The following is a 17,801-nucleotide window of genomic DNA, read 5'->3' as shown; positions in this document are numbered from 1 at the left end:
TGGCGGGGGTGTCGTAGATACAAATTTATGCAAACCAACGGTCGGGCGACGATTGCCCGCGACCGGCGAGCCACGTACAGTATTTGCCTGCCTCCATTCCGGAACCCCCATGCCGATCGCATTTCTGAAGATGAACGCGAATGGCGATGACTTCGTCATCGTCGACCTGCGCGGTCACGAACACGATCGCGCGCATCCCGTCGACGGCGACCTCGTGCGGCGCATGGGCGATCGGCATCGCGGCATCGGCTTCAACCAGCTCGCGGTGATCTCGGACGGCAACGACGCGGCCGCGCGCGTCGCGTTCTGGAATCCCGACGGCTCGACGCTCGATACCTGCGGCAGCGCGACGCGCGGCGTCGCGTGGAAGCTGATGCGGGAAACCGGTGCGACATCGGTCGTGCTGCGCACGAATCGCGGGCGCCTGCACTGTTCGCAGGATGCGGACGGGCTGATCAAGGTCGACATGGGCGCGCCGCGGCTCGGCTGGCAGGACGTGCCGCTCTCGGAAGCCATCGACACGCTCGCGCTGCCGCTGCCCGGTGCGCCGGCCGCATGCAGCATGGGCAATCCGCATTGCACGTTCTTCGTCGACGATGTCGGCACGATCGACATCGAAGCGCTCGGCCCAACCATCGAAACGCATCCGCTGTTTCCGCTGAAGACCAACGTGCATTTCGTTCAGGTCATCGATCGATCGCATATCCGTCTACGTATCTGGGAACGCGGCGGCGGCGTGCCGCTCGGCTCCGGCTCGTGTTCGTGCGGCGCGGCGGTCAACGGCATCCGGTGCGGGCTGCTCGACGATACCGTGCGGGTGACCTGCGACGGCGGCGACGTCATCGTTCAATGGGACGGCGCCGGCAGCGTGTTCCTGAGCGGCCCCGTGACGTTCGGGTTCAGCGGAGTGTGGCCGTGACGACCGACGACGCACGAACCTTCCACGCGCTGCGCCCGCGCCTGCAGAAGATCGCATACCGGATGCTCGGCTCCGTCGCGGATGCCGAGGACATCGTGCAGGACGTGTGGCTGCGCTGGCACGACGCGGCGCGCGACGACATCGAGAACGCCGAGGCGTGGCTCGTCGCGGTCACGACGCGCACGTCGATCGATCGCCTGCGCGCGGCGAAGCTCCGGCGCGAGCACTACACGGGTATCTGGCTGCCCGAGCCGGAACTCGGCGAATCGCCGGCGACGCCCGAGGAAATGACGGAGCGCGCGAACGACGTGTCGGTCGCGTACCTGCTGTTGCTCGAACGGCTGACGCCGGAAGCGCGCGCGGCGTTCCTGCTGCATGAAATCTTCGAGTTCGACTACGACCGGATCGCCGACGCGATCGGCAAGAGCGAAGCCGCGTGCCGCCAGCTCGTCAGCCGGGCCCGCGCGCGGCTGCGCGACGATACGCAGCCGCGGCACGCGGTGCCGCACGAAACGCATCGCCGGCTGCTGCAGACGTTCACGCATGCACTCGCACACGGCGACTTCCCGTCGATCCAGGCGCTGCTCGCCGAAGACGCGATGCTGATCGGCGACGGCGGCGGCCATGTCCAGAGCTTCCCGAAACCGATGGTCGGCGGCCGGCGCATCGCTCAACTGTTCTATGCGACGTGGTTGCGCTGCGGCAGCGGTGTCGAGATGCGGCCGGTCGTGCTGAACGGCCAGTGGGCGATGCTGCGCTTCATCGACGGGCAACTCGAAGCGGCGATGTCGTTCGAGACCGACGGCACGCGCATCGGCCGGATTCTCGTGCAGCGCAACCCCGACAAGCTCGCGCGGATCGCGGCCGCCTGCACCGCCGGCTGACGCATGCGGCGCGCGCGCCGGAGCCGGCCGCGCCCGTCGCCGAGCGCCGATTGGTGCAGCGCGCGCAACACGATGCGTCCCCGTGCGTGGCTACCGCGCACCAGCACACCCTCCTAAGATGATTTCGCGCGGCGCCCTGCCGCCCACGACACCCGCGCAGCGCGGGCCAGCCTCTTCGTCGCCAGGAGAAATCATGACGCAGCGTATCAACTACATTCAACAGTCACCCGAGTTGTTCAGGAAATTCCTCGAGCTCAGCAACCTGCTGCGCAGCAGCGCGATCGAGGAATCGATCCGGGATCTCGTGTCCCTCCGGGCATCCCAGATCAACGGCTGCGCGTTCTGCGTCGACATGCACGTGAAGGAGGCACGCATCCACGGCGAGCGCGAGCTGCGCCTGCATCATCTGGCGACGTGGCGCGAATCGACGCTCTTCTCGCCGCGCGAGCGGGCCGCGTTGGCCTGGACGGAAGCGCTGACGACGCTGCCCGCGCACGGCGTGCCGGACGACCTCTACGACCGCGTGCGCGGCCAGCTCTCCGAGAAGGAATTGTCGGACCTGACGTTCGAAGTGATGGCGATCAACGGCTGGAACCGCGCGAATGTCGCGTTCCGGACCGTGCCGGGCTCGTCCGACAAGGCGTTCGGCCTCGACAAGGCCAATCTCGCCTGACGGCCGGCCACCGCCCTCTCTCGCTGCCGGCCGTTGGCCGGCAGCTCACCGGAAGCCACCACCATGATTCGCATGAAACACGTGATCGCGTCCGCGCTCGTCGTCGCGGGCGCCGCGACCGGCGCCGTTCGCGCGGCGCCGTCGGCCATCGTCACGCCGCTGATGACGAAGCCGCTCGACGCATACCCGGGCAAGGAAGCGCAGATGATCTCCGTCGAGTATCCGCCCGGCGCGGTCGACCCGGTGCACCGCCACCACGCCGACGCGTTCGTCTATGTCGTCGAAGGGTCGATCGTGATGCAGGTGAAGGGCGGCGAGCCCGTCACGCTGACACCGGGCCAGACCTTCTACGAGGGCCCGAACGACCTGCACACGGTCGGACGCAACGCGAGCCGCACCCGGCCCGCGAAGTTCATCGTGCTGCTGTTGAAGGACCAGGGCGCGCCCGTGCTCGTGCCGGAAAAATAGCCGGCTCGCACCCCGCCGCACCCTTTTTGCAAAAATGCGGCGGGCGGTGTCACAGGCGGCAGCGCTGAAACGTCTAGTCGCATACGGACACCACGATTCCAGCGCCTCCATGCCCGACACTTCCATCCGCCGCCCCGATGCCGACGACCCGTTCGCGCGCAGCTTCTCGACCTGCTATGCCGGCGTGGTCACGTTCCTCGCCGTCGTCACCGAAGGCAGCTTCGCGCGCGCCGCCGATCGCCTCGGCGTCGGCCGCTCGTCGGTCAGCCGCCACGTGCAACGGCTCGAGGACCGGCTCGACGCACGCCTGTTCCAGCGCACCACGCGCAGCATGTCGCTGACGCGCGAAGGCGAGCTCTTCTACGAAAACTGCCGGCCCGGCATCGAGCATCTGGCGCAGGCGCTCGAGGACATGCGCGAGCTGCGCAGCGGGCCGCCGAGCGGACACCTGCGCGTCGGCTCGACCCCGGGCTTCGGCCGCAAGGTCATCGCGCCGCTGCTGCGCGATTTCCATGCGCAGTATCCGGACATCACGCTCGACCTGCTGCTGAACGACCGCCCGGCCGATTTCTCGGCCGACCGCATCGACGTCGCGTTTCGCGACGGCCGCATGGAGGACAGCGCGATCGTCGCGCGCCGGCTGATTCCGATGCAGATGATCGTCTGCGCGTCGCCGTCGTACGCGCACCGGCACGGCTTGCCGCGCCACGTCGACGAACTCGCGCGGCATCGCTGCATCAACCTGTGCACCGCGTCGGGCCGCGTGACGGAATGGGAATTCAGGATCGACGGGGTGACGCAGCAGCGCCAGCTCGCCGCGCATCACACGTTCAACGACATCGATCTCGTCGTGCGCGCGGCGCTCGACGGGCTCGGCATCGCGCAATTGCCCGCGTACCAGGTGTGCGACCTGCTCGCCGACGGCCGGCTGGTGAGCTGTCTCGGCCAGCACGCGCCGGACGACGGCGGCCACTATCTCTGCTACCTGAGCCGCAAGCACCTGCCCACGCGCATCCGCGTGTTCATCGACTACATGATCGAGCAGACGCGTGCGCGCGACCTGCAGTGCCTGACGACGATGACGACGATCGCGCCGCTGGAGACGATCGATTGATGCATGCACGGCAACATGATGAGGGCTTGCCGGCCTCTACCGGATCGCGCGGCGCATGCCTACGATGCGGGCTGTTCGACAGGCACGCGCATACGGCACTGCGCGGTTCGGCAAAGGGCCGGCGCAATCGCGCGAATGCGAGGGGTCCTGGTTTCGGCAGGTTCAAGCGGCGCGCATGTCGCGCGCCCGTTCAAGGAGAGCAATCGTGAAAATCGTCGTGATTGGTGGTACCGGCCTCATCGGCAGCAAAGTCGTCAGGAACCTGATCGCCCGCGGCCACGACGCGATGGCGGCCGCGCCGTCGACCGGCGTCGATACGATCACGGGTGCGGGGCTCGACGACGCGCTCGCCGGCGCGGAGGTCGTGGTCGATCTCGCGAATTCGCCGTCGTTCGAGGAAGCGGCCGTGAAGGCGTTCTTCGAGGCGTCGGGGCGCAACCTGTTCGCTGCGGAGCGCACGGCCGGCGTGCGGCATCACGTCGCGTTGTCGGTGGTCGGCACCGACCGGCTGCAGCAGAGCGCGTATTTCCGCGGCAAGATCATCCAGGAGAATCTGATCCGTGAAGCGGGCGTGCCGTACACGATCGTGCGCTCGACGCAGTTCTTCGAATTCGTCGGGGCGATCGCGCAGGCGGGCGCACAAGGCGACACGGTCCGATTGACCACCGCGCACTTCCAGCCGATCGCATCGGACGACGTCGCAGCCGCGGTGACCGATTTCGCGCTCGACGCGCCGCGCAACGGCATCGCCGAAATCGGCGGCCCCGAGCGCGTGCGGATCGCCGATCTGGTCGAGCGTTTCCTGTCGGCGACGCACGACGCGCGCACGGTGACGCGCGACGCCAGCGCCGACTACTTCGGCGCGGTGCTGCAGGACGACACGCTCGTGCCGGCGCCCGGTGCACGTCTCGGCGCGACGACCTTCGACGCGTGGTGCCGGCAGAACGCGCTCGCGCGCTGAACGCTGCAGCCGGATCGCACACCATGACGCCGCTGCGCCCGCCGCCGCTATCGCTGCTCGACCGGTATCGCGGACGAGAACCGCAAACGCTGTACTCGACGACGGTGACCGTCACGGGCGGTGCGGCCGAGCACGGCCGCGCATCGGGCGTCGCGCGTTCCGACGACGGGCGGCTCGATGTCGAGCTGCGCCTGCCGCCGGCACTCGGCGGCTCCGGCGACGGCCTCAACCCGGAGCAACTGTTCGCGGCCAGCTATGCGGCATGCTTTCACGGTGCGCTGAGCCTGCTGGCTGCACGGGCGGGCGTGTCGATCGCCGGCGCATCGGTGTCCGCATCGATCGACTTCTGCCGCGATCCGGTGGACGGGCTGTTCATGCTGAACGCGAACATTCGGGTGCGCCTGCCGGGCGTCGAGCGCGCGGTGGCGGAAGAACTCGTCCGCAATACGGAGCGTTTCAGCCCGTATACGAAGATGGCGCACGAGGGGATCAGCCACGTCGTGGCGCTGGCGCCGGCAGACGAAACGTCGAAGCGCTGAGCGAAAATGAAAATGCGGCGCCCGCCGCATCGCGCAACGGGCGCCGCATCGATACGACGAATCAGTGCTTTTCGTCGACCTTCTTCGGCTTCGGCGGCGACGGCACCTTCGCGTACTGGAACGCCGGCGTGGCCTTCAGCGCTTCCTTGGTCGCACCCGGCAGATAGATGTTGCCGTTGCGCACGTCGAGCGACGCGATCGGCACCGCGACGTCGTGCGCGGCCACGCCGAGGAAACCGCCGGCCGACACGATCGCGGCGGACACCGAGCCGTCCGGCGCGACGATCAGGTCGCGCACCTTGCCGACTTTCTGGTTCTCGTCGTTGTACACGGTCTTGCCGAGCACGCTCTTCTTCACGCTCCAGCCTTCGAGCAGCGCCTGCGATTGCTCGACGGTCACGCTGATCGGCTGAGCGCCCGCGATCTGCGCGTGCGCGCTGACGCTCGAGGCGAGGACGGTTGCTGCGATGAGGGTCTTGTAGAACTTCATATGTGTTGCACTCCGGTTCGGTTGTTGTTGATTCCGGGACGAAGCGGCGGGACGCGACGGCCGATCGGTGAACGCCCCGCGATGGCCGCCCCGCGCTTCATCCGTCGCGTGGCGGCGGCCGCGCCGCCATGACATGTGTGCGTGGCGGACCGGCATGGCCGGGCCGCAGCGTGCAACACGTCTTTCATGGTAGCGGCATTCGCCGGATCGTGCGTTCAAGGTGCAATGGGGCTGGCGGCGCGAGCAGGATCAGGATCAATGATCGTGCAGACGGATGGGGCGCGCGGCGCGGAACAATGGTGCCGCGGCCTGTCGATCAGGGCAACCCCATAGATGGGCACCCGAACTTCGTGGCGCATCGAACGACGCGGCGGTCGCCGCGCCGCCACGCGGCATCACGCATTGCGCGAATACACCCTGCGATGCCGCACCGCCTCCGCCAGCACGTCGAGCACCGGCTCCGTCTGCGTCCAGCTCAGGCACGCGTCGGTAATCGACACGCCGTACTTCAGCGGCACGCCCGGCTTCAGATCCTGCCGGCCCGCTTCGAGATGGCTTTCCACCATCACGCCGACGATCCGGTGCTCGCCCTGCCCCAACTGCCGCGCGAGATCCTGCGCCACCTCGATCTGCCGCTCGTGCGACTTGTTCGAGTTCGCATGCGAGCAGTCGACCATCACCTGCTCGCGCAACCCGGCCTTGCGCAGCACCGCGCAACTCGCCTCGACGTGCTCGGCATCGTAGTTCGGGCCGTTCTTGCCGCCGCGCAGGATCACGTGCGCATCGTCGTTGCCGCGCGTCTCGAAGATCGCGGCCATCCCCATCTTCGTCATCCCCATGAACGCATGGCTCGCCGCCGCGGCGACGATTGCGTCCGACGCGACCTGCACGCCACCGTCGGTACCGTTCTTGAAGCCGATCGGGCAGCTCAACCCCGACGCAAGCTGGCGGTGGCTCTGGCTCTCGGTCGTGCGCGCGCCGATCGCGCCCCACGCGATCAGGTCGGCGATGTACTGCGGGCTCAGCAGGTCGAGGAATTCGGTCGATGCCGGCAGGCCGAGCGCGTTGATGTCGAGCAGCAATTGCCGCGCGGCGCGCAGCCCTTCGTTGATGCGGAAGCTACCGTCGAGGCGCGGATCGTTGATGTACCCCTTCCAGCCGACCGTCGTACGCGGCTTCTCGAAGTACACGCGCATCGTGATCAGCAGGTCGTCCTTCAGCGCGTCGGCTGCGACCTTCAGGCGCCGTGCGTAATCGAGCGCCTGGTCGTGATCGTGGATCGAGCACGGGCCGACGACGAGCAGCAGCCGGTCGTCGCGGCCGTGCAGGATGTCGCCGATCGCGCGACGCGTATCCTCGACGAGCGTCTGCGTCGCGGCCGGCACCGGCAGCTCGTCGAGCAGCAGCGCGGGCGAAATCAGCGGACGCACGGCGCCGATGCGGACGTCGTCGATGCGTGTGGTGTCCTGCGTCGCGTCGGCGCTGCCTACCTCGCGATCATGGGAAGGATTGTCGAGGTTCTGCATGGTGATTCTCCGGGGGACGTCTGTCTGGAATGATGGGCAGGCTCGATTATGGCACCCGGAGAAGGTCGCGGCGGGTTACGGCGGGGGAATGCGGACGACGGCCGCCGCAGTCACGCGATCGACGTCGAAACGACGCAAAAAAAGGCGACCCGCAAAGGGGTCGCCCGACCGTTTGCCGCATTGCGCGGCATGACTAGTGCCGCGTCTCGGGCGCGAGCGAGTTGCTCGGCAGCAGCGACGTCAGCCAGCAATTGTTCGGCGCGGCCTTGCCGTTGAAGCGATCGTAGAGCCACGGCAGCATGCCGGCCACCCACGGCACGATCGCGCCCGCGTGTTCGAGCGGATATTCGGTGTACGTGACCGCCGTGCCGCTGGCGCAAAACTTCTGCGCCAGCGCGCGCACGTCGTACGCCAGCATCACGCCGTCGCCCACCTGGCTGCCGAAGGTGCCGTCCAGCGCGCCCGCAGTACCCTGGCCGATGAACATCGGGATCGTCGGCGACGCGGCCAGCCCCGCATTCACCTTGTTCGCATAGGTGACGTACACCGGAATGCTGTTGATGTCGTTCGCGTATTGCGGCTTGAACAGCGTGCCCCAGCGCAGGCCCGTGTACTTCGGCAGGATGTAGGCGAGCGACTGGTTCTGGATATCCTTGAACACGGCCACGCCCGTCTCGCTGAGGTACGGCGTCAGGTCGAAGCCATAGCCGCGCGACAGGCCGGCCAGCGCGGCCGCGGCCACGCCGCCCCACACGATGCTGCCGTCGACATAACGCAGGTTGTGCGCCGGGTCGACCAGCACGCCGCCCTCCGCCGCGCCGACGAGCTGCCGGTTGACGTCGGGCGCGTAGCTCGGCGCGAGTTGCGCGGCCCAGTTCGTCGCGATCGCGCCGCCGGAATAGCCGATCATCGCGACCTTGCTCGACGGATTCAGCCCGGTCGACGGCGTATTGAGCGCGGCGCGAATCGAATCGAGCGTCGTCATCCCGTATTCGGGGCCGGCCGCGAAATCGGCCGTCTGGCCCTCGGTATCGGGCACGATGATGTTGTAGCCGAGCAGCAGCAGCGTCGACAGCGGAATCGATTCCGCGCTGTACAGCAACGTGCCGACGTTGATGACCTTGGTCACGTCGCGATCGCCGGCGATCACCTGCGACGGCTCGTCGTACGGGTTCAGCGAATCGTAGGCCGACTGGTACGAGATCGCGTGGCCGTTGCTGACCGGGCTGCGGATCACGGAGGTCACGTTGACGACCGGCTGGTTCAGCGCGTTGCTGGTGCGATACAGCAATTGCTGCGCGGTCACCGCGGTCGGAATGCCGGCCACGTGATAGGTGACGTTACGCGTCTTGATCACGGTGCCCGGTGGAACCGATGCCAACGGCGTGGAGCCGGTGTACGTGTAGAACGGATCGGAGACGGCTGGCGCCGCGGCGCTGGCCGGCGGTGTCGTGACGGCAAGTATGGCTGACACCGCGGCCGCAGCCGCGACAATCATGAAACGTCTGGAGGACATGGGTGGAGGCCCCTGGGATAACCTGCTTGCATCGAAGGAAATTCGGCGGTGTTGCAGACCATCGCGATTGCCGCTTCAACAGCGTTTCGGTGCCATCGACTGTCTCCTGTAAATGAATGATCCGGTTTTTTCCGATTCTGTAATTTAGTAGGACTGCAAATCTGATTTATTGAAGCACAACGAGAATGCGTTCGAGATGCGTTTTCGCTTGTTTGAAGGTAAACGTCTAAACCGGTTGCCACGCGAGGTCGGCGGCCCGGCCGTTCGGCCGAGTGTTCGCGTTGGAGGGGAGTACCGTAGGATCACCGTTGTCCGGTACCGAAGCGGCCCGTCGTGCGACGCTGGTCGCTCCGCACACCGCTTGCCTGTGACCGATCGTTTCCTGCCCAACCGACACGCCACGATGACCGTCTCCGAACTGCTCCGCGCCATCCGCCAACCCTATGTCGACCTGCTCGCGAAAGCCACCACGCAATCGGCCGTCGTCGTCGAGCCGGCCTACCGGCAGGCCGACGGCACGCTGGCCACCGAAGGCCCGCTCGCGTTGCCGTGCCGCGCCGACACGATCGCGACCGAAGGCGAGGCGGCCGGCCAGCCCGCGATGGTCGATTCGGCCACGCAGCTGGATTTCGAGCCGTTCGCATTCGAACTCGAAACGGCAGCCGTGTCGATCCAGCCGTTCGTGTGGGACTGGGCGGCGGTCGAGGCCGACGGTCTCGACGAAAGCACCGCGAACGACGCGTTCAAGACGTGGTTCCTCGCGTGGTTCGACGCGGACGACGAGAACACGCCGGCCGAAGACGGACTGCACGGCATCGTTCACTACCTGTCGGAACCGGTTCGCACGGAACAGGGCTGGCGCATCCACGCGGATCTCGGTTCCGCGCCGGAGACGGCCGTCGAGGATCTGCTGTTCCGGCTCGTCGATGCGGGCGCAACGCGGATCAGTGTCGGTTGATATGCGTCTTCATCGCTCACGCACCGTCATGAAAACCATTCGGTTGCCGCCGTGATGCGCCGGTTGATCCGAAGCGCGTGCGTGGTACCTCGTCCCCGGCGTCGAGCTGAAGTGACGCGGCGGTCCGCGCGCACCGCTGCCATTGCATCAGGAAGCGATCAGGACGCGTCGCCCGGTGCGTCGACGTCGATGCCGAGTTCGCTCGCCATCCGTTGAACCAGCGCATTGAGTCGCGCCACTTCGTCCGCGAGGCGCTTCTGTTCGGCCTTTAGCGCCTCGAATTCGGAAGGCGGCACCGAATCCGCGCCGCCGCCGGCATCCGCGCTCGCGAAGTCGGCCATGTTCACGTCGCCGCACATCAGGTGCATCCAGCGGTTCTCGCGCGCACCCGGCGCACGCGGCAGCCGGACGACGAGCGGCTGCGCGCGCGCCGCGAGTTCGTCCAGGAACGCCTCGACCGACGAGATGTCCGCGAAGCCGTGCAGGCGTGCGCTGTTCAGGCGCAGCTCGGCGGCCGTCTGCGGGCCGCGCAGCAGCAGGATCGTCAGCAGCGCGATCGCCTGGCTCGGGATGCCGAGCACGCGGTTCATGTTGTGCTCGAAACGCGGCACGCGGCTGCTGCTGCCCTCCATCACGAGGCTCAGGCGCTTCAGCTCGTCGAGCGCGGTCGTGACTTCGTCCTCGCTGACGTTCATCACCGGCGCGCGCGCGGTTTTCTGGTTGCAGCCCGCGGTCAGCGCGTTCAGCGACAGCGGGTAGGTATCCGGCACCGTGTGTTGTTTCTCGACGAGCACGCCGAGAATGCGGGCCTCGAGAGGCGTGAGTTCGCGAAGGGCGCGGGGCGTGGGCGTATCCGGCGTGGTGTTCATGAGTGGCGTCGCAGCGTGCAGCAGGTGAAGGGAAACGATCGCGGCCCGTACGGCATCGCGCACGGGCGAGCCATATGATAGCTCGCGACGCACGGCCCGGCGCCGCTTGGCGCAGCAGCATGCGGACTTGCCGCAGCGGGTTTTCGTCCGACGTAGCGGCGCGCGCGATAGCGTGCGGCGCATCGCTGCGATGCGCGTGCGCGGCACCGCAGCTTCATCCTTCGCGCGCGCCGGGCGTTTGCGCGATGCGCATGCCGGCGCTACGATAGACGTTCATCCCGATATCAGCGGCGCCGCACACGACCGCTTTCGCACGCCGATACCACGCATCACCCGCGTTGAATGCGCTGCCGCCGTGCGTGCGCACCGCTCGTCAAACCCGCTCACCCCCTCACCCGTTCACCACCATGACTGCATCCTCTTCCGCACCCGTGCGCGCCATCGTCACCGGACACACCCGCGGCGTCGGCGCGGCGCTCGCCGAACAACTCCTGCAGGAAGGCATCGCCGTGCTCGGCGTGTCGCGCAGCCGTCATCCGTCGCTCGCGTCACAGGCCGGCGAGCGCTTTACCGAGGTCGAACTCGACCTGTCGGACTCGAAGACCATTGCGAGCTGGCTGGCCGGCGACACGCTGCGCCGCTTCGTCGACGGCGCGTCACTCGTGCTGCTGTTCAACAACGCGGGCATCGTCGACCCGATCGGCCCGCTCGCCGCGCAGGACCCGGCGATCGTCGCCCGCGCGGTCGGCCTGAACGTCGCCGCACCGCTGATGCTGTCGGCCGCGCTCGCGCAAGCCGCCTCGGCCGCGACCGAATGCCGGATCGTGCACCTGTCGAGCGGTGCGGCCCGCAATGCGTATGCCGGCTGGAGCATCTACTGCGCGACCAAGGCCGCGCTCGATCATCATGCGCGCGCGGTCGCGCTCGACGCGAACGGCGCGCTGCGGATCTGCAGCGTCGCACCGGGCGTCGTCGATACGGGCATGCAGGCCACGATCCGCGCGACCGGCGAAGACAACTTCCCGATGCGCGAGAAATTCGACCAGTTGAAGTCGAGCGGCGCGCTCGCCACGCCCGAGGCGACCGCCCGGCAACTGATCGGCTATGCGCTGAGCGATGTGTTCGGTACCGAGCCGACGGCCGACGTGCGCAACCTGCCGACGAAGTAAGCGCCGGACGCGGCCCGTCATCCTTCGAGCCGCTTCGTCCAGTCTTCGACCTGCCGCCCGGTCCGGCGTTTTTCGAGCATCTTGCGCCAGCCGGGCGGCAGCAGCGGCACGTCGCACAGCGCATCGAGCGCGGCCATGTCGAGCGTGCGTCGATACAGCACGTCGAGCACCGTCGACAGCGGCCATTCCGGGTAGCGGCGCTCGTGCAGCGCCAGCACATCGCCCGCCGCCACCCAGCCTTCCTGCAGCACGCGGTAGTACCAGCCGGTCCGGCCGCTGTGCTGCACGAGCGCCGCCATCCGCGGATGATCGAAACGCGCGTTGAGCTTCCAGCACGGCTGCCGCGACTGCGACACCCGGAGCACCGCGCCGCCCAGCGTGAACACGTCGCCGAGACACACGTCGTGCTCGGTGATGCCGCGCGTCGACAGGTTCTCGCCGAACGCACCCGGCCGGGCGAGCACGTCGCGCGCGCCGATCTGCCCGGTCCACCACGGATAGTGATCATGCGCATAATGATGAACGGCCTTGTCGGGGCCGCCGTGATGCCGCGCATCGGCCTGCTGGTCGCCGGCAAAGCCGAGCGCGCCCAGCCACAGGCGTGCGTCCACCGGCTGCTTGTCGATCGCGCTCGCGTGCGGTGTGCCGGCGAGCGGCCGGCTCACGCCGATCCGCACCGCGCCGATGGCGACCGCGATCGCCAGCCGTGCGTCGGCGCTCATGCCGCCACACCGTCCGGCAGCGCCGCGAGCAGGCGCTCGAGTTCTCGTGTGCGTGCGTCGCCGAGCGGCAGCAGCGGTCGCCGCGGTTCGCCGGCGTCGAAGCCGCGCAGCCTCAGCCCGGCCTTCACGGTCACCGGCAACCCGCCGTTGACGATGAACTGCAGCAACGGCAACTGCGCGTGAAAGACCGATCGGGCGCGCGCGAGGTCGCCCGCGCACATCGCGTCGAACAACGCGAGCGGCAACGCGGCATTCAGGTTCGGCGCGGCCGTGCACCATCCGGCCGCGCCGGCGGCCAGCGCGGCGAGCGCCATCGGATTGCTGCCGTTGTAGAACGGGATCGTGCCGTCGCTCAATTGCGCGAGCCGGTGTATCCGGCCGATGTCGCCGGTGCTTTCCTTCACCATCGTCACGTTGTCGACGGTCTGGCAGATCGTCGCGATCAGCTCGGGCGACATGTCGACGCCGCTCGTCGCCGGGTTGTTGTACAGCATGATCGGGATGCCGATCGCGTCGCCGATCGCACGGTAGTGCGCGACGATCTCGTCGTTGCCGAGCTTCCAGTACGACACCGGCAGCACCATCACCGCATCGGCGCCGGCCTGCTCGGCAAAGCGGGCGCGGCGCACCGCGCCCGCCGTGGTGAGATCGGAAATTCCGACGACGGTCGGCACGCGCCGGCGCACCGCGCGAATCGACGCGGTAGCGACGGCCTCCCATTCGGCGTCGGACAGGTAGGCGCTTTCGCCGGTACTGCCCAGCGGCGCGATCGCGTGAACGCCGTCGGCGATCAGGCGTTCGATCAGCGCATCGAGCGCTGTCAGGTCGACGTCGCCGTCGGCGGAGAACGGCGTGACCGGGTAGGCAATGATGCCTTTCAACAGGATGGACACGATTGGTATTCCTCAATGATTGACTAAAAAGATCGGAACGGTGCACTCGCTTACGCGACGCAATCCTGATGCGTATGCAATGCGCGGCGCGCGTAGTAGTCGAACGTCACCGCATCGCGCTTGGGCTTCGAGATCCAGTCGTGCGCCTCACGCGCCAACGCCGGAGGCACCGGTTTGATCTCGCCGGCCGACATCGCGAGCAGTTGAAGCTTCGCGGCGCGTTCGATCAACAGCGCGAGAATGCACGCCTCCTCGATCGTCTTGCCGACCACGAGCTGACCGTGATGCGACAGCAGAATCGCGCGCTTGCTGCCGAGCGCCTTCGAGATGATCTCGCCCTCCTCGTTGCCGACCGGCACGCCCGGCCAGTCCTTCAGGAACGCACAATCGTCGTACAGCGGGCAGGTATCCATATGCGACACGACGAGCGGCTGTTCGAGCATCGACAGCGCCGCGACATGCGCGGGATGCGTATGGATGATGCAGTTCACGTCCGGGCGTTCGCGATAAATCCACGTATGGAACCGGTTGGCCGGGTTCGGAATGCCATCGCCGTCGACGACGTCGAGATCCTCGTTGACGCGCAGCAGGTTCGCGGCCAAGATCTCGTCGAAGCCGAGCCCGAGCCGCTGCGTGTAGTACGTGCCGGCCGCGTCCGCGCGGCAGGTGATCTGCCCGGCCAGGCCCGAGTCGTGGCCGGCGTCGAACAAAATCCGGCAGGTCAGCGCAAGCTTTTGTCGCGCGGACCAGCCGCTGTCCCCCACCTCGTTTTCCAGACGCCGCTCTGCCAGCGCGACCAGCGCTTCCTTCGTCAAATTCAGCGTTTCCGCCATGTTCGCCTCCTGAATGAACCGGGTCTGCCGCGCCGTCCGCGGCCGTTTCCCCGATCACGAATGACACACGATACACCGAATGACACTTTGTGTCATGCGTTACAATCGGTTTTTCGAAGGACACCTGGCGCCCCATGACGATTCGCCTGAAGCTGCTCAGAAAACAGAAGGGCTGGACGCTCGACGTGCTGGCCGACGAGACCGGCCTCACCAAGAGCTACCTGTCGAAGGTCGAGCGCGGCCTGAGCGTGCCGTCGATCGCGGTCGCGCTGAAGCTGTCGAAGGCGCTGAACGTCGACGTCGAGCAACTGTTCTCGGAAAGCCGCAACCGCGAACTGATCACGGTCACGCGCGCCGGCGAGCGCACGGCAATGGGGGCGGCGGCCGACAGCCACGCGCATCGCTTCGAAAGCATCGCAGCGGGCGTCGCGCCGAAGAAAATGCTGCCGTTCGTCGTGCATCCGCCGCACGAATTCGTCGCATCGACGTTCCGCGAGCACGAGGGCGAGGAATTCCTGTTCGTACACAAGGGACGCATCGAAATCGAATTTCCGAACGAGACGGTGCAACTCAAGGCCGGCGATTCAGTCTATTTCAACGCACTGATCCCGCACCGCACGCGCAGCCTCGGCACCGCGCAGGCGGAGATCCTGGTCATCGTCAGCCACGACGACTAGCCTCGTCACTTCTCGTCACTTTTTCGCGCAAGGATCTTCCGATGGTCACCAAGGCCACCGCACCGTTCCAGCAGATCAAGACGCTCGTCCGTCAGAACGTCGAGTCCGGCGACTGGCGCCCCGGCGACCGCATTCCGTCCGAGCTCGATCTCGCCGCGCAGTTCGGCGTCGCACGCATGACGGTCAACCGCGCGCTGCGTGAGCTGACCGAGGAAGGCGTGCTCAAGCGCACCGCAGGCGTCGGCACCTTCGTCGCCGAGGTGAAGCCGCAGTCGAACCTGCTGATGATCGCGCACATCCGCGACGAAATCCGCGCGCGCGGGCACGAATATCGCTGCCGCGTGCTGAGCCAGTCGAGCGAACCCGCGTCGTTCGACGTCGCGGCCGCGTTCGGCCTGCCGGTCAACACGCCGGTCTTTCACGTGGTGTGCGTGCACGAGGAAAACGGCCGCCCGATTCAGCTCGAGGATCGCTACGTGAACCCGGCCGCCGCGCCCGGCTTCATCGACCAGGATTTCCAGACCGAGCCGCCGTCCGAGTACCTGTACAACAACGTGTCGCACTACGAACTTGAAATCGAGCACGTCGTCGACGCGTCGCTGCCCACCAGCGAGCAGGCGCGGCTGCTCGACATGCGCGCCGACGAGCCGTGCCTGACGCTCACGCGCCGCACATGGACGGACGGGCTGCCCGTCACGTTCGTGCACTTCCTGCATCCGGGCAACCGCTACCGGCTCGGTTCGCGCTTCAAGCCAGGCGCGGGGCGCCACCCGACCTGATCGTTCGTCGCAAGCCCCTCAACGCACGGCGGCCGTTTCGTCATGAAACGGCCGCCGTATTCGTTACCTGCGCTGCTCAGATCGCGCCGACCTGCCCCGCGTCGCGCGACCACACCACCGGAAACAGTGGATGATCGAGCGGTGCGCCGTCGGCCAGTTGCGCCGCGAGCCCGGGGAAATCGGGCGACGTTTTCCAGCGGCGCGGCGCGTGACGGATATCATCGCCGACGAAGCGGATCGAGAACGCACGGCGGCGGTTCTGCGTGCCGCCCGACGCATGCAGCGTGAGCATCCGGAAGCACACCATGTCGCCGGGTTCGAGCGCCCAGCGGCGAATCGGGAAGGCCGCGCGGTCGGCTTCGATGTCGGGCAGGTCGGCGAGGCTGCCTTCCGGAAACCACTTCGCCTCCTTGTCCATGAACGTGCGCGGCATCAGCCACGGCCCGCGATGCGAGCCCGCGACGAATTCCAGCGTCGATTCGAGCGGCACCGGATCGACCGGAATCCACATGCTGACGTTGTCGTCGCCTTCGATGTCGTAGTACGGCTGGTCCTGATGCCACGGCGTGCGCTGCCGCGTGCCGGGCTTCTTCACGAGCAGGTGATCATGATGCAGCCGCACGTGGTCGGTGCCCATCAGCGCGGCGGCGACTGACGGCGCCGGCGAGCGCACGATGAAATCGCGATACGCGTCGTTGTGCTGCCAGTTGCAGAAATCCTCGAAGAACCAGCCCGGATCGTCGGGCCGGCTCGCGACTTTCGCGCGTTCGCTCGGTTGCGCGAGGTTCGCGTCGATGCCGGCCCGCAGCGCGGCCACTTCGTCAGGCGAAAAAATGCCCTTGATGCAGACCGCGCCTTCCTCGCGGAACGCGGCGATCAGTTCGGGCGTCACGGCTTGCGCGACGCGCTCCTGGATACTCGTCATGGTGTGCCTGTCGATCGAATGAGTCACGGGGTCACGGCGCCGAAGTCAGTTGCTGCTTCGCGCCGTAGATGTCGAAGTCGAAGTATTTCGCGGCAATCTTCTGGTACGTGCCGTTCGCGCGAATCGCGACGATCGCGTCGTTCAGCCGCTTCTTCATGTCGGCGTCGCCCTTGCGTATGCCCATCGCGACGCCGTAGCCGGTGATCCGCGCGTCGGTCACGTCCGGGCCCGCGAACGCGTAGCCCTTGCCGCGTGGCGTCTTCAGGAACGAGTAGCCGGCCTGCGTCTTGTCCTGGAAGGTCGCGTCGAGGCGGCCGTTGACGAGATCCTGGTACACCTGGTCCTGATTCTGGTAGGAGACGATCGTCACGCCCTTGGTCGCCCATTCGGCCTTCGCGTACGCCTCCTGCGTCGTGCCCTGGTCGATCCCGATGCGCTTGCCGGCGAGCGACGCGGCGCTCGGCAGCAGCTTCGAGCCGACCGGCGCGACGAGCGCGCCCGGCGACGCATACAGCTTGTTCGAGAAGTCGATCTGCTTGAGCCGCTCGTCGGTGGCCGTCATCGCCGACATGATCACGTCGAACTTGCGCGCGCGCAGCGCCGGGATCATCCCGTCGAAGCCCTGCTCGACCCACACGCACTTCGCATGCAGCTGCTCGCAGATCGCATTGCGCAGGTCGATGTCGAAGCCGGCGAGCGAGCCGTCGGGCTGCTTCGCCTCGAACGGCGGATAGGTGGGGTCGATACCCCAGCGGATCGTCGCCGTATCCTGCGCGAACGACACGAGCGGCGCGAACGCCAGCGCGGTGGCGAAGAGCTTTGCGGTGCGGTTCATGGCGGGTCCTTGAAAGTCTCGACGCGGCGGGCGATGCCGGCGTCCGGTGGG

Annotated in this window: 20 protein-coding genes; 11 read left to right on the top strand and 9 right to left on the bottom strand. The window is 67.3% G+C overall.

The window, feature by feature from the left end; all coding sequences use genetic code 11:
• The first annotated feature begins 109 nt into the window (after window positions 1-109).
• From dapF to JMF86_RS27945, 7 genes are all read left to right on the top strand, one after another.
• Window positions 110-919: a diaminopimelate epimerase gene (dapF, locus tag JMF86_RS27975; RefSeq protein ID WP_011548839.1), complete on the top strand. Its 810-nt coding sequence runs from the start codon at window positions 110-112 to the stop codon at window positions 917-919.
• Window positions 916-1,803 (top strand): RNA polymerase sigma-70 factor, encoded by an 888-nt coding sequence (locus JMF86_RS27970; RefSeq protein WP_011548838.1) that lies wholly within the window; start codon window positions 916-918, stop codon window positions 1,801-1,803. The genes dapF and JMF86_RS27970 overlap by 4 nt, the downstream gene beginning before the upstream one ends.
• Window positions 1,804-1,996: 193 nt before the next feature.
• A complete protein-coding gene (locus JMF86_RS27965) occupies window positions 1,997-2,476 on the top strand; it encodes a carboxymuconolactone decarboxylase family protein (RefSeq protein WP_011548837.1) in 480 nt (159 codons plus the stop codon).
• A gap of 63 nt (window positions 2,477-2,539) precedes the next feature.
• Window positions 2,540-2,944 (top strand): cupin domain-containing protein, encoded by a 405-nt coding sequence (locus JMF86_RS27960; protein ID WP_041489451.1) that lies wholly within the window; start codon window positions 2,540-2,542, stop codon window positions 2,942-2,944.
• A 109-nt stretch (window positions 2,945-3,053) separates the two neighbouring features.
• Window positions 3,054-4,058, top strand: a complete 1,005-nt coding sequence (locus tag JMF86_RS27955; RefSeq protein ID WP_041489450.1) for a LysR family transcriptional regulator — start codon at window positions 3,054-3,056, stop codon at window positions 4,056-4,058.
• 205 nt (window positions 4,059-4,263) lie between these two features.
• Complete coding sequence (locus tag JMF86_RS27950; protein ID WP_011548834.1) at window positions 4,264-5,019, top strand: SDR family oxidoreductase; 756 nt, start codon at window positions 4,264-4,266, stop codon at window positions 5,017-5,019.
• Between the two features lie 23 nt (window positions 5,020-5,042).
• Entirely contained in the window at window positions 5,043-5,558 is a 516-nt protein-coding gene (locus tag JMF86_RS27945; protein WP_011548833.1) for an Ohr family peroxiredoxin, read from the top strand.
• Between the two features lie 61 nt (window positions 5,559-5,619).
• Here JMF86_RS27945 and JMF86_RS27940 read toward each other — a convergent pair whose 3' ends face one another.
• From JMF86_RS27940 to JMF86_RS27930, 3 genes are all read right to left on the bottom strand, one after another.
• Complete coding sequence (locus tag JMF86_RS27940; protein ID WP_006480270.1) at window positions 5,620-6,048, bottom strand: PRC-barrel domain-containing protein; 429 nt, start codon at window positions 6,046-6,048, stop codon at window positions 5,620-5,622.
• Window positions 6,049-6,443: 395 nt separating this feature from the next.
• The gene (locus JMF86_RS27935) at window positions 6,444-7,574 is read right to left on the bottom strand and encodes a 3-deoxy-7-phosphoheptulonate synthase (RefSeq protein WP_011694899.1); all 1,131 of its coding nucleotides are present in this window, start codon (window positions 7,572-7,574) and stop codon (window positions 6,444-6,446) included.
• A 193-nt stretch (window positions 7,575-7,767) separates the two neighbouring features.
• Window positions 7,768-9,090: a lipase family protein gene (locus JMF86_RS27930; RefSeq protein ID WP_011548831.1), complete on the bottom strand. Its 1,323-nt coding sequence runs from the start codon at window positions 9,088-9,090 to the stop codon at window positions 7,768-7,770.
• A gap of 403 nt (window positions 9,091-9,493) precedes the next feature.
• Here JMF86_RS27930 and JMF86_RS27925 point away from each other — a divergent pair, with 403 nt between their 5' ends.
• Window positions 9,494-10,048 (top strand): hypothetical protein, encoded by a 555-nt coding sequence (locus tag JMF86_RS27925; RefSeq protein ID WP_041489449.1) that lies wholly within the window; start codon window positions 9,494-9,496, stop codon window positions 10,046-10,048.
• Between the two features lie 158 nt (window positions 10,049-10,206).
• On the opposite strand, the gene JMF86_RS27920 is transcribed toward JMF86_RS27925, so the two are convergent.
• Complete coding sequence (locus JMF86_RS27920; RefSeq protein WP_041489653.1) at window positions 10,207-10,917, bottom strand: YceH family protein; 711 nt, start codon at window positions 10,915-10,917, stop codon at window positions 10,207-10,209.
• Between the two features lie 407 nt (window positions 10,918-11,324).
• On the opposite strand from JMF86_RS27920, the gene JMF86_RS27915 reads away from it, so the two are divergent.
• On the top strand, window positions 11,325-12,086 hold the full coding sequence (locus JMF86_RS27915; RefSeq protein ID WP_011548828.1) for an SDR family oxidoreductase: 762 nt from the start codon (window positions 11,325-11,327) through the stop codon (window positions 12,084-12,086).
• 17 nt (window positions 12,087-12,103) lie between these two features.
• Here the strand turns inward: JMF86_RS27915 and JMF86_RS27910 are convergent, their stop codons facing one another.
• From JMF86_RS27910 to JMF86_RS27900, 3 genes are read right to left on the bottom strand one after another with little or no spacing between them, the layout of a single operon-like run.
• Window positions 12,104-12,808: an MOSC domain-containing protein gene (locus JMF86_RS27910; protein WP_011548827.1), complete on the bottom strand. Its 705-nt coding sequence runs from the start codon at window positions 12,806-12,808 to the stop codon at window positions 12,104-12,106.
• Complete coding sequence (locus JMF86_RS27905; protein WP_011548826.1) at window positions 12,805-13,701, bottom strand: dihydrodipicolinate synthase family protein; 897 nt, start codon at window positions 13,699-13,701, stop codon at window positions 12,805-12,807. The genes JMF86_RS27910 and JMF86_RS27905 overlap by 4 nt, the downstream gene beginning before the upstream one ends.
• Before the next feature lie 50 nt (window positions 13,702-13,751).
• Window positions 13,752-14,534, bottom strand: a complete 783-nt coding sequence (locus JMF86_RS27900) for an aldolase (protein ID WP_011548825.1) — start codon at window positions 14,532-14,534, stop codon at window positions 13,752-13,754.
• A gap of 134 nt (window positions 14,535-14,668) precedes the next feature.
• On the opposite strand from JMF86_RS27900, the gene JMF86_RS27895 reads away from it, so the two are divergent.
• Complete coding sequence (locus JMF86_RS27895; RefSeq protein WP_011548824.1) at window positions 14,669-15,211, top strand: helix-turn-helix domain-containing protein; 543 nt, start codon at window positions 14,669-14,671, stop codon at window positions 15,209-15,211.
• A 41-nt stretch (window positions 15,212-15,252) separates the two neighbouring features.
• Window positions 15,253-15,990: a histidine utilization repressor gene (hutC, locus tag JMF86_RS27890; RefSeq protein ID WP_006480260.1), complete on the top strand. Its 738-nt coding sequence runs from the start codon at window positions 15,253-15,255 to the stop codon at window positions 15,988-15,990.
• 76 nt (window positions 15,991-16,066) lie between these two features.
• Here the strand turns inward: hutC and JMF86_RS27885 are convergent, their stop codons facing one another.
• Complete coding sequence (locus JMF86_RS27885; RefSeq protein WP_011548823.1) at window positions 16,067-16,915, bottom strand: phytanoyl-CoA dioxygenase family protein; 849 nt, start codon at window positions 16,913-16,915, stop codon at window positions 16,067-16,069.
• A gap of 31 nt (window positions 16,916-16,946) precedes the next feature.
• Window positions 16,947-17,750 (bottom strand): ABC transporter substrate-binding protein, encoded by an 804-nt coding sequence (locus JMF86_RS27880; protein ID WP_011548822.1) that lies wholly within the window; start codon window positions 17,748-17,750, stop codon window positions 16,947-16,949.
• Window positions 17,751-17,801: the final 51 nt, after the last annotated feature.

Origin of the sequence: Burkholderia sp. E168m15 (assembly GCF_016586105.1) — a bacterium.
Taxonomy (GTDB): Bacteria; Pseudomonadota; Gammaproteobacteria; order Burkholderiales; family Burkholderiaceae; genus Burkholderia; species Burkholderia orbicola.
This window is presented reverse-complemented; position numbering and strand designations above follow the sequence as displayed.

What these genes read in the sequence shown, in the direction of transcription:
- JMF86_RS27885 (WP_011548823.1), bottom strand. Translation starts at nt 16,915, where the DNA reads ATGACGAGTATCCAGGAGCGCGTCGCGCAAGCCGTGACGCCCGAACTG.
- JMF86_RS27940 (WP_006480270.1), bottom strand. Translation starts at nt 6,048, where the DNA reads ATGAAGTTCTACAAGACCCTCATCGCAGCAACCGTCCTCGCCTCGAGC.
- hutC (WP_006480260.1), top strand. Translation starts at nt 15,253, where the DNA reads ATGGTCACCAAGGCCACCGCACCGTTCCAGCAGATCAAGACGCTCGTC.
- JMF86_RS27965 (WP_011548837.1), top strand. Translation starts at nt 1,997, where the DNA reads ATGACGCAGCGTATCAACTACATTCAACAGTCACCCGAGTTGTTCAGG.
- JMF86_RS27930 (WP_011548831.1), bottom strand. Translation starts at nt 9,090, where the DNA reads ATGTCCTCCAGACGTTTCATGATTGTCGCGGCTGCGGCCGCGGTGTCA.
- JMF86_RS27960 (WP_041489451.1), top strand. Translation starts at nt 2,540, where the DNA reads ATGATTCGCATGAAACACGTGATCGCGTCCGCGCTCGTCGTCGCGGGC.
- JMF86_RS27910 (WP_011548827.1), bottom strand. Translation starts at nt 12,808, where the DNA reads ATGAGCGCCGACGCACGGCTGGCGATCGCGGTCGCCATCGGCGCGGTG.
- JMF86_RS27915 (WP_011548828.1), top strand. Translation starts at nt 11,325, where the DNA reads ATGACTGCATCCTCTTCCGCACCCGTGCGCGCCATCGTCACCGGACAC.
- JMF86_RS27955 (WP_041489450.1), top strand. Translation starts at nt 3,054, where the DNA reads ATGCCCGACACTTCCATCCGCCGCCCCGATGCCGACGACCCGTTCGCG.
- JMF86_RS27920 (WP_041489653.1), bottom strand. Translation starts at nt 10,917, where the DNA reads ATGAACACCACGCCGGATACGCCCACGCCCCGCGCCCTTCGCGAACTC.
- JMF86_RS27895 (WP_011548824.1), top strand. Translation starts at nt 14,669, where the DNA reads ATGACGATTCGCCTGAAGCTGCTCAGAAAACAGAAGGGCTGGACGCTC.
- JMF86_RS27880 (WP_011548822.1), bottom strand. Translation starts at nt 17,750, where the DNA reads ATGAACCGCACCGCAAAGCTCTTCGCCACCGCGCTGGCGTTCGCGCCG.
- JMF86_RS27935 (WP_011694899.1), bottom strand. Translation starts at nt 7,574, where the DNA reads ATGCAGAACCTCGACAATCCTTCCCATGATCGCGAGGTAGGCAGCGCC.
- JMF86_RS27945 (WP_011548833.1), top strand. Translation starts at nt 5,043, where the DNA reads ATGACGCCGCTGCGCCCGCCGCCGCTATCGCTGCTCGACCGGTATCGC.
- JMF86_RS27925 (WP_041489449.1), top strand. Translation starts at nt 9,494, where the DNA reads ATGACCGTCTCCGAACTGCTCCGCGCCATCCGCCAACCCTATGTCGAC.
- dapF (WP_011548839.1), top strand. Translation starts at nt 110, where the DNA reads ATGCCGATCGCATTTCTGAAGATGAACGCGAATGGCGATGACTTCGTC.
- JMF86_RS27900 (WP_011548825.1), bottom strand. Translation starts at nt 14,534, where the DNA reads ATGGCGGAAACGCTGAATTTGACGAAGGAAGCGCTGGTCGCGCTGGCA.